Raw genomic sequence first — 11,982 nt, 5'->3', positions numbered from 1 at the left:
TGCGGTGGGACGGACGTCCCTTGGCGGACGACGAAGATCCGGCGCCCTGCCAAGAACAGTAGACGGCGCCACTGACACGAGGGACATAGCAGGTCAGGAAGCGCGATCCGCCGCGGGACCGGCGGGCCGTGTCAGGCGGCCATCACGACGGACGCCTTGCCCAGCGCGACGTCACCGGCCGTCGTCCGCTCGGCGAAGACGACGACCCGCAGCAGGGCGAACCGCCCGACACCCGCCAGGGCGGAGGCCGACAGGTAGACGGTCTGCTCGACGAGGGCGGAGGGTTCCGGCCGTGCCGCGTACAGACACAGGAGGGCTCCGGTGGTGAACGCGTAACTCACGGCCACCGTCAGCCCGGACTGGAGATGGACCCCCCAGCCGCGCCGCCCGCTCCGGAAGGACACCCGGCTGTGCAACTCGGTCGCGATCAGGGTGGAGACGACGGTGACCAGCGCGTTGGCGACCGCCATCGGCATCCGGTCGTTGAGCAGGACCAGCACCCCGCTGGAAGCCAGCCCGACACCACCGCCACACACGACGAAGCGCACGAAGGCCGCGACAACCGGGTGGACGGTGCGCGTCGGCGTGTGCGAGGGGGCGGTCACGGGGGTCCTCCGGAGGTCGTGAGAAAGCGATGTTTCGATTCCACCCCAGAACCTACGGATCAGTCGTCAACCGAGCGACCGGGTTTATCCCCGAGTTCGCTGGGGGGGGTTACCCCCCATACCGTCTGGGGGGTAACCCCTGTGACTGGAGCGCCGCCCAGCCGGCGCGCGCCTTCCGGACGGCCCTTGCCGGCGGGTGCACCACCTGACATCAGTCACGTGATTCCTGACCGATGCCCGACCGCGTTCTCAGCGCACCCGGCGCCGACGGCGGTAGTAGGCCACCGTGACCACCGCGAGCAGTGGCCCCCAGGCCGGCAGGGGTGCGTAGCAGGCGGTCATCACCCAGTAGTGGATGCCGTCGGGGGAGCCGGCGGCGCCCATGTTCTCCGCACTGTTCCAGCTGAAGGCACCGGCGCATGTGACGGAGGTGACGAGCGCCGCACCCAGCGAGGCGGGGACGACCGCGGCGTATACGGAAACGTTCCGTCCGCCCAGGACCGGTACCCAGCGCGGGAGCTCCTCGCCCCAGCGGTGGATCAGGCCCAGCGTGAGCAGCCCGAACGCCTCGGCGAGCAGACTGAGTCCGACGAGGTAGAAGGACCCCTTGCCGGGGAAGTGCTCCGGCCCGAGTTCATCGGTGAATCCGGAGTCCCAGCCCAGAGCCATCGCGATACGCCACAGTCCGGACGGCACGAGCGTCAGCGCGGCGGCCTGCGCCGACAGGCGGACGGAGCGGGGGACCTGGAGCGCGTGCGCCACGGGCGGCTCGGCGGTCAGGGTGTCAGTCACGGCGGTCGGCTCCCTCGGGGGACCCGGGAGACTTCTTGATCTCCGCGTGGACGACCTCGTAACCGCCGTTGATCACGGTCGTGAAGGGGGCGGGGGCCATGCACGTGCCTGCCGGCGGCACTACGGGCGTGCCGCTCTCATCGACGTTCCCGGGGTCGAAGTTCACCACCCCCCAGGAGAAGCCGAGCCGGTCGGGCTCGCCCCTGGTCCCCTGCTGGACGCTGATCCCCAACCGGGCACCGGCCTCCGATACGTTCGATCTCGTCACGACCGCCGTCAGGGTCGCCATCCGGGGACTGGTGACCAGACAGTCCACCCGGGCCTGCGCCCACCCCGTTTCTCCACCGTCAGGGGAGGTGTGGGAGAACTTCAGTGTGCCCACGGCGTCCGTGGACATCCCCTCGGGGGCGACGGAGGGCAACGGCCTGCTGAACGGCTTCTGTTCGGCGTGGACGCTGAAGCGGATGACGTCGTCGGCCGACTCGACGTAGGAGATGCGTGCCGTGCACGCTCGCGGTCCTCTCCGTCCTCTCCGTGTTCGACGTCCTCTCCGTCTTCGCGGGCTGTCTCCCGGCGGATGAAGGCGGGGCCGCGGGGGCAGGCCCGGCAGCGATGAGTCCGGCGAGGACGGCGACGGCCGCCGTGGCGCCGACTGCGGTGGTGCGCATGAGGAACTCCCTTGTACGGAACGGGTGTCTGTCCACGAAACCGGTGGGACGGCTCAAGCTTCGCCGTCGGCACCCCTGCGCACCCATCCGCCGATCGGCACAAAGACCGCGCCGTCGGCCGGCCTTCCTATGCCGTTCGGCAGAGAGCCCGCGGGGCCGCCCGCCCGTACGCTGATCACCATGGGGGAATCAACCGACCGGGCCGTCGAGGCGCTTGGCGCTCTGCCGTCGTTCGTGGCTGTCGGCGCGCTGCTGTGGGCGGTTGCCCGACCCCGCGCCGGAGTTCGTCAGCGGCTCGGCCGTCTCGCCGGTCCGGCCACGGCCTGCGCGGTTCTCTCCCTGATCACCAGCTTCGTCGTACCCCCGGGCCGTATCGACTCCGGCTGGAAGCTGGGGGACGCCGTCGTCCTCCTGCTCTTCCTGGCAGCGGTCACCCGCTGGTCCCCCGCTGCGCGCACTCATGTGGGCCCTCCCCCCGGCCGTCCTCGCCGTGACCCTCTGGCCCGTGCCGCTGGTCACGGGCGAGTCCTTCCTCGAGGACGTGGGGATCGCCACGTTCTGGCTCCTTCCCGCAGCCGCCGCGGTGGCTGCGGGCGCCTACCCCCGCAGCCAGGAACTCCGCCGCGGGCGGGCCGTGGCGGAGGCCCGCAGCGCCCAGCGCCTGCACCTGTCCCGCGATCTGCACGACTTCGTGGCCCATGACATCAGCGGGATCGTCGTCCAGGCCCAGGCGGCCCGCTTCGTGGCCGCCACCGACCCCGTCCAGGCGGTGCTCGCCCTGGAGCGCATCGAGAAGGCGGGCCTGAACGTCCTGGCCGCGATGGACCGGACCGTGCGGATGCTGCACGGTCCGGAGGCCCATGCCACGGAACCACTGCCAGGAGTCTCCCAACTCCCTTCTCTCGTATCGGATTTCACGTCCGCAGGAGCCACGGAGGCGCATCTGGACCTACCCGCCCCGGCCGTGGAAGCTCTCTCCCGCGAGGCGGGTGCGGCGGCGTACCGCATCGTCGTCGAGGCGCTGACCAACATCCGACGGCACGCACCCGACGCGCCCCGCGCCACCGTCGCACTCTTCCCCACGGCCACCACCGTGGAGATCCGGGTCACCAACGACCGCGGAGCCCGCCCCGCCCCTGCCCGCCGCCGTGCCTCCCAGGGCGGCCTCGGCCTCCCCGCCCTCACCGAGCACGCCCAGGCCCTCGGCGGAACCCTCTCGGCGGGACCGCACGGAAACGGCGGCTGGCGGCTCACCGCCGTCCTGCCGGCCGTCCTCCCGAAGGAGACGCCATGACGAACGCCCCAGGTCCGACCCGCATCCTCATCGCCGACGAGCAGGACGATGTCCGCAGCGGCTTCCGTCTGATCCTCGACTCCCAGCCCGACATGACGGTGGTCGGCGAGGCGGCGGACGGCCTCATCCCCGTCGGCCTCGCCCACGAGCTGAGGCCGGACCTGGTCCTCGCCGACATCCGTATGCCGGGTCTGGACGGCCTCGAACTCACCCGTCGCCTCGCCGGCCCCGGCGTACCCGATCCGACGCGGGTCCTCGTCGTCACCACCTTCGACCACGACGACTACGTACGCACCGCACTGCGTGACGGCGCCTGCGGGTTCCTCCTCAAGCGCTCGGGCCCCGGGCTGCTGATCGAGGGGGTCAGGGCGGCGATGGCCGGGGACATCCTCATCAGCCCCCAGATCACGGTCCGCCTGCTCCAGACCCTCGCCGCCCCCGCTGCCCCGGACCGTTCGGCGCCCGCTGCCCCGTCGCCTCTCACGGCCAGGGAGGAGGAGATCGCGCGTCTGGTCGCCGAGGGCCTCACCAACGCCGAGATCGGCGGGACGCTCTTCATCTCGGCGGGCACGGCCAAGACCCATATCGCTAACATCCAGGCGAAGTTGAAGGCCCGCAACCGGGTGGGTATCGCCGCCTGGGCCTGGGGGAGCGGCCTGGCCGACCGGCTCCCACGGTAGGCACCGCACCCCCGGGAGCTTCCGTGACTCTCCCACCCTGTCCTCTAACATTCCTTGACAGGAATATTCCTGTGGGGGAATGTACGGGTCATGGAAGCACTCCTTACCGCGTTGGCCGACCCGGCCCGTTGGCGGCTCGTGAGCCTGCTGGCCGAGCGACCGTGCTCGGTCGGCGTCCTCGCCCAGCTGGCAGAGGCGCGCCAGCCGCAGACGACCAAGCACCTGCAAACCCTTGAACGTGCGGGCGTCGTCACCTCCCAGCGCACCGGTCAGCGCCGCATCTACGCTCTCCGGCCCGGTCCCCTGCGGGACCTCGCGGACGTGCTCAGCCGTCTCGCCGATACGGCGGAGCAGCCCGACGGCCCACGTGCGACCTATGACCGGTACGGGAGCGCTCTCCGCGCCGAGCGGCTCGCCGCGGAGGAACCGGGGTGGGCCGACGGCCGCTCGTTCACGTTCCGCCGGTCGCTGGCGGGACGCCCCGACCTGGTCTGGCGCCACCTGACCGAAGCCTCGCTGCTGGCTCGGTGGTGGACGCCCGACGATCTGCGCGTCTCCGAGCTCCTCTTCGAGGCCCGGCCGGGCGGGCGGATCGTCCACGAGTACCGCGACGTGGAGGACGCCGACGGCTCCGACGTGGCCGCCGGGCGCGCGGAGGGATTCGTCGAGGACGTACGCCCGGGAGAGCGCCTCGTCTACCGGCTCTCCCCGCTGCTGCCCGACGGCGGCCCCGCCTTCACCGCGCACGTCGCCTACGGCCTCCGGCCCGCCGGCACGGGCACCGCCACCGGCACCGGCACGGAGCTCGACGTCCACTGGCGGATCACCGACAGCACCGTCGAATCCGCGGACTTCATCGCAGGCATCGAGACCGGCTTCGGCCAGAGCCTCGACAAACTCGCGGCGACCCTCGCCGCGGGCTCGCACGGAACCGGGACGAGGAGCACGCAATGACAGACCCGACCGGCCGCCGAGTGGCCGCGAACCTGGCCCTCACCCTCGACGGGCGCTACCACGGTCCGGGCGGGCCGAGCGACTTCGGGATGTTCGCCCCGTACGTGACCACCGAGGTGGCGCGCGACCACCTCACCCGCATCTGGGAGGGAGCGACGACGGCGGTGCTCGGCCGGGTCAACGCCGAAGGCTTCTTGGCGTACTGGCCGACGGTCGCCGACGACGAGAGCGCCGACCCGCGTGACCGCGGCTATGCGAAGTGGCTGGTCGGCACGGAAAAGGTGGTCTTCTCGACCACTCTCACCGAAGCTCCCTGGGAACGCAGCCGGGTGGTGAACGCCCCCGCCGATGACGTCGTCGCCGCACTCAAGGCCGACGGCGGGGGGTGACATCCTCGTCAACAGCAGCGCGAGCGTGATCAAGGCGCTGCTGTCGGCGGACCTGCTCGACCGGCTGTATCTCATGATCTTTCCCGAGATCGCCGGGGGCGGACAGCGGCTCTTCGACGACGGCCTGCCGCCGTCGCAGTGGAGGCTCACCCATCAGCAGACCGGCGAACTGGGCGAGATGGCCATGGTCTACGACCGGGCCCGCTGAGCGGCCCGGCACACGTAGTGATGGCCGGTGCACGTAGTGATGGCCGGTGCACCGCACATGCGCCGTAGAGGTCAGGGGAGGCCAAGGGTGAACACTCGCTCCGCCCACTGGACACGCCTGTTCGCGGCTCTCTGTGCCGTACTGCTCCTTACCTCCTGCGCGAATGCCGACGCTGACGATCCGAGCGTGGCCGATGGACGTACCGCGCGCTGGGGGAAGGGTATGGGTGCTTCCGAGGCGTCCGCGTTCATGAAGGTGAAGGTGCCCGAGGGCGCGGAGGAGGTGAAGGGCGCCGTTCAGGTCAACCCACAGGAAGACATCTACCTGCTCTCGTTCGTCACCGACGAGAAGTCTGCCGTGGGGATCGCGGAAGGTCTCCGTCCCGAGAAGCCACTGCGGACCAGGAACCACGACCTTCCGCCCGCGACCGAACTCTTCGGGCACCTCGGTCTACCTGAGCCTCAGACCCAGAAGGGCGCCCGTTGGGCGGGGGTGTGTCCGCCCTGCGTGGGTGACAAGCGACGGGGTGGGGTCGGGTGGATCGAGATCCACGTTCTTGAACTGGACGCCGACAGCACTCGGGTGTACATGCAGGCGTTCTGAACTTGCGCGCCAATCGCGATCCCGGCGGGGCGGCCTACGACTCGGCCGGCGGATTGCAGCCGTCGCCGGTGACGCAGTGCGCTTCGATGTGACCGGTCACGGTGAATGTCGCCCAGACCGTCTTGCCGGGCCCGTCGACGCACGGGTACCAGCCCCAGCGGTCGGTGAGAGCGGCCACCAGGAGCAGGCCGCGGCCTCCGTCCAGATCGTCCGACGGTTCAGCGAGGACGGGGACGCTTTCGCCGCGCGTGTCGGTGACCTCCACGCGGATGGCCCGGCCCTCCGCGGACAGCCGAAGGCGGAAGTCACGTCCGGGTACGTGCCCGTGGTGTACGGCGTTCGCGCTGAGCTCAGCCACGATCAGCGTCAGCACGTCATGGGCATCGCTCGCGTAGGGGATGCCCCAGGCGTCGAGTTGTTCTCCGGCCAGGCGTCGGGCGAGACGGGCGCCGCGTGGGGTGGAGCTGAAGCGCATCGTGAAGTGGTGCCAGGGGAACAGGGGTTGGGTGGTGCGGGTGGGGCGTACGGGGAGTGGCTGCTTGCTCGTCATGCCTTCACGGTGACGCTCGGTGGCGTAGCGTGACCAGTAGTGACGCACCGTCGAGTGCTGGTTGTACGTGATGGTGTGCGGTATGTACGTGGCATGCCGCGTGACGGTGTCCGGGGCGCGGCGTTGGGCCGGTGAGGTGGTGAGGCCGATGGATACTTCGGAGCCGACGGGGCTGGGCGAACGGGGCGAGCCGGGCGAGCAGCATGACGCCGGGTCACGTACGGAGGACGAGCCGGGTTCGGGCGTGGTGACCGCGTTCGGGAGGCAGCTGAAGCTGCTGCGGGTGCGGGCGGGTTTGGACCGGACGGAGTTCGGGAAGCGGGTGGGATTCGCGGCGCAGTCGATCGCTTCGTTCGAGCAGGGGCGCCGCATTCCGCCGCCGACGTTCATCGACCTGGCGGATGAGGTTCTGGGTGCCGGGGGGGGCTCAAGGCGCTGAAGGAGGAGATGGGGCGGGCGCAGTACCCCGCGTTCTTCCGGGATATGGCGCGCTTGGAGGCGGAGGCGGTCGAGCTGAGCGCCTATGACACGCACGTGGTCAAGGGGCTATTGCAGACGGAGGCGTACATGCGGGCGTTGCTCGCAATGCGGCGCCCGCTGCTGGACGAGAGACGATCGAGCTGCGCGTGGCAGGCCGTCTCGCTCGGCAGGAGATCTTCAACCGCTGGCCTGCGCCGCTGCTCAGCTTCGTGCTCGAAGAGACCGTTCTGCGTCGGCCACTTGGCGGAAGAGCGGTGCTGCGAGGGCAGTTCGAACAGCTGCCCTTCATCGGTCAGAAGCGCAATGTCGAGATCCAGGTCATGCCCCTCGACCGCGAGGACAACGCGGGCGTGGATGGCCCGTTCACGGTCATCATGCGCAAGGGCGGAGAGCAGCTCACGTACATGGAGGTCCAAGCGCGAAGTAGCCTGCTGACGAACCGCGAAGAGGTCCGTCTCGCGGCAGCGCGCTATGGGATCATCCGGTCCCAGGCTCTTACTCCGCGCGAGACCCTGAGATTCGTCGAGAAGTTGCTGGGAGAGCTATGAACATCGCAGAGACTTCGGTCGCAGCTCCGGAACTTGCCTGGTTCAAGAGCAGCTACAGCGGTGCTGAGGGGGGCGACTGTGTAGAGGTCGCCTGGTTCAAGAGCAGCTACAGCACTGGTGGTGGTGGCGAGTGCGTAGAGGTGGCCGCCGCCCCCGGAGCCGTACACATCCGGGACTCGAAGGTCACCGCTGGACCGGTCCTGACTGTCTCGCCCCACGTATGGGCCGGGTTCGTCGGGCTGGCGGCAGACCGGCCGATCTGAGCTGTACGCAACCACGTGGGACCTGCGGCGAACCACCAGCGACATGTCCCACGCGTGCGTCCGGCCATCACCCGTCACGCCGCGTCGTCGAGTGCGCAGCCTGCGGTGAGCTCGCAGCGCCTTCGCGCTGGTCTCCACCCACGTCCACGAACTCGCCACCAAGCCCAAGACATGACCGTGGCACACAGGGTTGCAGACACGGCCACCCCTCAATTCGGCGTACGAGTGGCCTACAGAGAACCGCCCCGCAGGGGAACCTGCGCGGGGGTTGCCCGGCTACCGGTGGTGTCAGCGGTCAGGCTGTGATCCGTGTGTCAGGAGGACTCATCCGTCAGCCCATGAGTACTCCCAGAACAACGAGTCGAAATCCTTGGCCTTGAGCAGGACCTCCACCCCCATGTCCCGTGGCAACAGACAGCCGCGGAGCCACGTGAAGTCGTCGGCCCCCATCCTGATCTCGACCTCCTCCGTGTCGTCGGAGATCTTGAGATTCCAGAACGACGCGTCACGACCCATGGTCACGACGGAGAATTCGGGTTCGACAGCGACGATGAGGCACTCCTCTTCACAGTCGTTCCACGTGAAGATGGCCGATACCCCGTCCGGCAGGCTGCGATACGCCTCCCGCACCTCGTCGAGGCCGATCGACTTCTCGGTGCGCCCCGGATTCCAGACCTCGAACTGCACTGTCACGGATTTCACCTCAACTCATGGACGACGGCCTCGTGGTGGAGGAAGGCGCCCCGGAGGATGTGCTGGCCCGACCGGAACACCCCCGCACCAAGGCCTTTCTCGCCCGCATCCTGCATCCGGGCGAGGCCCGGCCCGAGGCCTGATGGCGCGTCGCCGGGAAGAAAGGCAACGGGTGCGACGGTGCTGCGGCGAGCGGCGAGCCCCGGGCGAGGAAGGCGGGAGCGGCCATGTTCACCATCAGCAATGAGTTGCACTTCTCGGCCGGCCACGTACTGGACCGCCTCCCGGGCGGGCATCCGTGCGCGCGCATGCACGGGCAACTATATCGTGGTCCTGGAGCTGTCCGCACATGACGACGCCCGTGCAGAGAGCGGATTCGTGCGCGACTTCCGGGATCTTGCCGTATTCAGGAAGTGGGTGGACGCCACCCTCGACCACCGGCACCTCAATGAGGTGATGGAGACTACCTCTCCGTCGGCAGAGAACCTTGCGAAATGGATCTACGACCACTGGTGCGAGGGCCTGCCGGAGCTCAGCGCGGTGAAGGTGTCCGAGACTCCGAAGACCTGGGTGGTATATCAACCAGGATGACGAAGTGGTGGCCGCGGCTGCACGCAATCTCCCTATAGTGGACCCGCGTTGATCGTATGATCTGAACGCGTGAAGCTTCCGCCACAGGAGTCAGGACGATGAAGCACCCCCCAACCACCGTGCCATCTCCCGATTCCCCGCCGGGGAGCAGCTCCACGAGCGGCTGCCCCGTGCGTTCCGGGTCCGCCGCCGTGGCCTTGAGCGGACCCGGGTTTCATACCGAGCCGCAGGCTCTCTACCGCACCATGCGCCGCGATCACGGGGCCGTCGTGCCCGTGGAGCTCGTCGGGGGTGTTCCGGCCTGGCTGGTCATCGGGTACCGGGAGCTGCATCAGGTCACCAGCGACGGGGAGTTGTTCCCCAGGGATGTCGGGCTGTGGAACCAGTGGGGCCGTCTCCCGGAGGACTGGCCGCTGTTGCCGATGGTCGGGCGGCCCATGCCGTCCATCTACTTCACCGCCGGTGCCGAGCACCGGCGGCACGCCGAGATGGTGGGGACCGCCCTCGAAGGTGTGGAGCCGCACGAACTGCGCAACCACTGTGAGGAGTTGGCGGACCGGCTGATCGACGACGTGTGCCGGCGCGGTACCGCCGACCTGATCGCCGACTTCGCCGAGCCCCTGCCGGTGCTCGTCCTCGCCCGCCTCGTCGGCTTTCCGGACGACGAGGGGCTGCGGATCGCGCAGGTACTCAAGGAGCTGGCCGACGGCGGGCCCGGGGCGCAGGCGGCGAACATCCGGTTCGGTGAGCACATGCAGCGGCTTCTCGCCGCCCGGCGGGCCGATCCCGGGAACGACGTGACGTCCCGGATGCTGGCCCACCCCGGCGCGTTCACCGACGAGGAGTACGTACTCGACCTGATGGCCGTCACGGCCGCCGGACATCTCACCACCGCCGACTGGATCGGCAACTCCATGCGGCTGATGCTCACCGACGACGAGTTCGCCGAGGCGCTCGCGGGCGGGCGGCGCAGCGTTGCCGAGGCCATGAACGAGGTGCTCTGGGAGGACGGACCCACCCAGATCCTCGCCGGGCGCTGGGCGGCCAGGGACACCCAGCTCGGCGGCCGGTCCATCCAGGCCGGTGACATGCTGCTGCTCGGACTGGGGGCGGCCAACGCCGACCCTCACATGCGCCAGCGGCTCTCCACCGCCGGAAGTCCGTCGGGGCAGGGCGGAAACAGCGCGCACCTCGCCTTCAGCCATGGTGAGTACCGCTGCCCGTTCCCCGCGCAGGAGATCGCCGAGATCATCGCCCGTACCGGAATCGAGGTGCTGCTCGACCGGCTGCCCGACCTCGAGCTCGGGATCGCCGCACAGGATCTCGTACGGCGGCCCTCCGCCTTTCTGCGCGGGATGACGTCACTTCCCGTCCGGTTCACACCCGTACGTCCGACAGGAGACTCGTTGTGAAGTGCCCCCATGCCGCCGCCACCGACGCCGCCGCCCCTGTGGTCATCGACCCGATGGTGCGGGACCTCGACGGTGAGACCGGGCTGCTGCGTGACGCCGGGCCGCTGGCGCGGATCGAACTGCTCGGTGTGCCGGCCTGGACCGTCACCCGTCACGCCGAGGCGCGCAGCCTGCTCCTCGACACCCGGCTGGTGAAGGACCTCGACGCCTGGGGACTCTGGCAGAGCGGCGCGGTGACACACGCCTGGCCACTGATCGGCATGATCGACGCGGGGCGCTCCATGTTCACCGTGGACGGGGCGGAGCACCGGCGGCTGCGGACCAAGACCTCCCAGGCGCTCACCCCGCGCCGGCTGGAGGAGATACGTCCGGACATCGAGAGATTCACCGAGGAGCTGCTGGACGACCTCGCCGCGCAGGGCCAGGACGGCGCCACGGTCGACCTCAAGAGTGTATTCGCCCAGCCGCTGCCCATGCGGGTCGTCGGACTGCTCATGGGTGTCGACGAGTCCGAGCACGCGATGCTGACCCAGCGGTACAAGGCGTTCTTCTCCATGCTCACTCCGCAGGAGGAACGGCTCGCGCTGCTCGCCGAGCTGGACGTCTTCTACACCAGGCTCGTACGGGAGAAGGCGGCCAGGCCCACGGACGACCTCACGACCGGGCTCATCCTCGCCGACGAGGGGGGCGAGCCGCTCACCGAGGAAGAGGTGGTGGGCAACCTCAAGGCGATGGTCGCGGCCGGGCACGAGACGACGATCGGGCTGATCCTCAACGCCGTACGGGCGCTGCTCGCCCACCCCGACCAGCTCCGCATGGTGCTGGGCGGCGAGGTCTCCTGGGAGACCGTGATCGAGGAGACGCTGCGCTGGGACACCCCCACGACACATCTGCTCATGCGCTTCGCCACGGAGGACATCCAGGTGGGCGACGACGTGATCGCGAAGGGTGAGGGCCTGGTCATCTCGTACCGGGCGATCGGCCGCGACACCGTGCAGCACGGGGCGGACGCGGACGCCTTCGACATCACCAGGGCCGCTCCCATCCGCCACATGACGTTCGGGCACGGTCCGCACATCTGCCCTGGAGCCGGGCTGTCCCGGGTGGAAGCGGCCATCGCGCTGCCCGCGCTGTTCGGGCGCTTCCCGGGGCTGCGGCTCGTGGTCGCGGACGACGAGATCCGTAAGCTGCCCGTGATGACGCAGAACGACATGGAGTCCTTCCCCGTCGTCCTGGAGAGCTGATCCTGTCG

Annotated in this window: 17 protein-coding genes and 1 pseudogene; 12 read left to right on the top strand and 6 right to left on the bottom strand. The window is 69.5% G+C overall.

From position 1 onward, the window contains the following. Positions 1-131 precede the first annotated feature (131 nt). The 4 genes from F0344_RS03345 to F0344_RS35375 all read right to left on the bottom strand — a co-directional run bounded on the left by F0344_RS03345 (position 132) and on the right by F0344_RS35375 (position 2,527). Entirely contained in the window at positions 132-605 is a 474-nt protein-coding gene (locus F0344_RS03345; RefSeq protein WP_185297335.1) for a hypothetical protein, read from the bottom strand. A 249-nt stretch (positions 606-854) separates the two neighbouring features. Then, a complete protein-coding gene (locus tag F0344_RS03340; protein WP_258049637.1) occupies positions 855-1,397 on the bottom strand; it encodes a hypothetical protein in 543 nt (180 codons plus the stop codon). Beyond that, entirely contained in the window at positions 1,390-1,779 is a 390-nt protein-coding gene (locus tag F0344_RS35380) for a hypothetical protein (protein WP_258049635.1), read from the bottom strand. Before F0344_RS35380 ends, F0344_RS03340 begins: the two co-directional genes overlap by 8 nt. A gap of 475 nt (positions 1,780-2,254) precedes the next feature. Then, a complete protein-coding gene (locus F0344_RS35375) occupies positions 2,255-2,527 on the bottom strand; it encodes a hypothetical protein (protein WP_258049633.1) in 273 nt (90 codons plus the stop codon). 28 nt (positions 2,528-2,555) lie between these two features. Here F0344_RS35375 and F0344_RS03330 point away from each other — a divergent pair, with 28 nt between their 5' ends. From F0344_RS03330 to F0344_RS03310, 6 genes are all read left to right on the top strand, one after another. Then, entirely contained in the window at positions 2,556-3,359 is an 804-nt protein-coding gene (locus tag F0344_RS03330; protein ID WP_258049631.1) for a sensor histidine kinase, read from the top strand. Further along, positions 3,356-4,039 carry a response regulator gene (locus F0344_RS03325; RefSeq protein WP_185297334.1) on the top strand — a complete coding sequence of 228 codons (684 nt, stop codon included), beginning with the start codon at positions 3,356-3,358 and terminating at the stop codon, positions 4,037-4,039. Before F0344_RS03330 ends, F0344_RS03325 begins: the two co-directional genes overlap by 4 nt. Positions 4,040-4,129: 90 nt before the next feature. After that, the gene (locus F0344_RS03320) at positions 4,130-4,993 is read left to right on the top strand and encodes a metalloregulator ArsR/SmtB family transcription factor (protein ID WP_185297333.1); all 864 of its coding nucleotides are present in this window, start codon (positions 4,130-4,132) and stop codon (positions 4,991-4,993) included. Then, the gene (locus F0344_RS03315) at positions 4,990-5,382 is read left to right on the top strand and encodes a dihydrofolate reductase family protein (protein ID WP_445585668.1); all 393 of its coding nucleotides are present in this window, start codon (positions 4,990-4,992) and stop codon (positions 5,380-5,382) included. Before F0344_RS03320 ends, F0344_RS03315 begins: the two co-directional genes overlap by 4 nt. Then, the gene (locus F0344_RS37035) at positions 5,342-5,590 is read left to right on the top strand and encodes a dihydrofolate reductase family protein (RefSeq protein ID WP_445585667.1); all 249 of its coding nucleotides are present in this window, start codon (positions 5,342-5,344) and stop codon (positions 5,588-5,590) included. Before F0344_RS03315 ends, F0344_RS37035 begins: the two co-directional genes overlap by 41 nt. Positions 5,591-5,776: 186 nt before the next feature. Beyond that, entirely contained in the window at positions 5,777-6,193 is a 417-nt protein-coding gene (locus F0344_RS03310) for a hypothetical protein (protein ID WP_258049630.1), read from the top strand. Positions 6,194-6,227: 34 nt separating this feature from the next. Here F0344_RS03310 and F0344_RS03305 read toward each other — a convergent pair whose 3' ends face one another. Next, positions 6,228-6,743, bottom strand: coding sequence for an ATP-binding protein (locus F0344_RS03305; RefSeq protein ID WP_185297332.1), 516 nt, complete (start codon positions 6,741-6,743; stop codon positions 6,228-6,230). Between the two features lie 148 nt (positions 6,744-6,891). Between F0344_RS03305 and F0344_RS03300 the strand changes: the two are divergent. Together F0344_RS03300 and F0344_RS03295 are read left to right on the top strand one after the other, a co-directional pair. Next, positions 6,892-7,771, top strand: a pseudogene (locus tag F0344_RS03300) (helix-turn-helix domain-containing protein). Continuing rightward, the gene (locus F0344_RS03295; protein WP_185297331.1) at positions 7,768-8,034 is read left to right on the top strand and encodes a DUF397 domain-containing protein; all 267 of its coding nucleotides are present in this window, start codon (positions 7,768-7,770) and stop codon (positions 8,032-8,034) included. Before F0344_RS03300 ends, F0344_RS03295 begins: the two are co-directional and overlap by 4 nt. 324 nt (positions 8,035-8,358) lie before the next feature. Here F0344_RS03295 and F0344_RS03290 read toward each other — a convergent pair whose 3' ends face one another. Further along, positions 8,359-8,727: a hypothetical protein gene (locus F0344_RS03290; protein ID WP_185297330.1), complete on the bottom strand. Its 369-nt coding sequence runs from the start codon at positions 8,725-8,727 to the stop codon at positions 8,359-8,361. Between the two features lie 17 nt (positions 8,728-8,744). On the opposite strand from F0344_RS03290, the gene F0344_RS35370 reads away from it, so the two are divergent. The 4 genes from F0344_RS35370 (at position 8,745) to F0344_RS03275 (ending at position 11,974) form a co-directional block, all read left to right on the top strand. Continuing rightward, positions 8,745-8,870 (top strand): hypothetical protein, encoded by a 126-nt coding sequence (locus tag F0344_RS35370; RefSeq protein WP_258049627.1) that lies wholly within the window; start codon positions 8,745-8,747, stop codon positions 8,868-8,870. A gap of 184 nt (positions 8,871-9,054) precedes the next feature. Then, positions 9,055-9,318, top strand: a complete 264-nt coding sequence (locus F0344_RS03285; RefSeq protein ID WP_308460884.1) for a 6-carboxytetrahydropterin synthase — start codon at positions 9,055-9,057, stop codon at positions 9,316-9,318. Positions 9,319-9,416: 98 nt separating this feature from the next. Next, positions 9,417-10,730 carry a cytochrome P450 gene (locus F0344_RS03280; RefSeq protein WP_185297329.1) on the top strand — a complete coding sequence of 438 codons (1,314 nt, stop codon included), beginning with the start codon at positions 9,417-9,419 and terminating at the stop codon, positions 10,728-10,730. Beyond that, positions 10,727-11,974 (top strand): cytochrome P450 family protein, encoded by a 1,248-nt coding sequence (locus tag F0344_RS03275; protein WP_374940059.1) that lies wholly within the window; start codon positions 10,727-10,729, stop codon positions 11,972-11,974. The genes F0344_RS03280 and F0344_RS03275 overlap by 4 nt, the downstream gene beginning before the upstream one ends. Positions 11,975-11,982: the final 8 nt, after the last annotated feature.

This window comes from Streptomyces finlayi (genome assembly GCF_014216315.1).
GTDB lineage: Bacteria > Actinomycetota > Actinomycetes > Streptomycetales > Streptomycetaceae > Streptomyces > Streptomyces finlayi_A.
This window is presented reverse-complemented; position numbering and strand designations above follow the sequence as displayed.

Excerpts from the sequence above, each read along its gene's own strand:
- F0344_RS03295 (WP_185297331.1), top strand. The coding sequence starts at position 7,768 with ATGAACATCGCAGAGACTTCGGTCGCAGCTCCGGAACTTGCCTGGTTC.
- F0344_RS35375 (WP_258049633.1), bottom strand. The coding sequence starts at position 2,527 with ATGAGTGCGCGCAGCGGGGGACCAGCGGGTGACCGCTGCCAGGAAGAG.
- F0344_RS03320 (WP_185297333.1), top strand. The coding sequence starts at position 4,130 with ATGGAAGCACTCCTTACCGCGTTGGCCGACCCGGCCCGTTGGCGGCTC.
- F0344_RS03315 (WP_445585668.1), top strand. The coding sequence starts at position 4,990 with ATGACAGACCCGACCGGCCGCCGAGTGGCCGCGAACCTGGCCCTCACC.
- F0344_RS03305 (WP_185297332.1), bottom strand. The coding sequence starts at position 6,743 with ATGACGAGCAAGCAGCCACTCCCCGTACGCCCCACCCGCACCACCCAA.
- F0344_RS37035 (WP_445585667.1), top strand. The coding sequence starts at position 5,342 with ATGACGTCGTCGCCGCACTCAAGGCCGACGGCGGGGGGTGACATCCTC.
- F0344_RS03280 (WP_185297329.1), top strand. The coding sequence starts at position 9,417 with ATGAAGCACCCCCCAACCACCGTGCCATCTCCCGATTCCCCGCCGGGG.
- F0344_RS35370 (WP_258049627.1), top strand. The coding sequence starts at position 8,745 with ATGGACGACGGCCTCGTGGTGGAGGAAGGCGCCCCGGAGGATGTGCTG.
- F0344_RS03325 (WP_185297334.1), top strand. The coding sequence starts at position 3,356 with ATGACGAACGCCCCAGGTCCGACCCGCATCCTCATCGCCGACGAGCAG.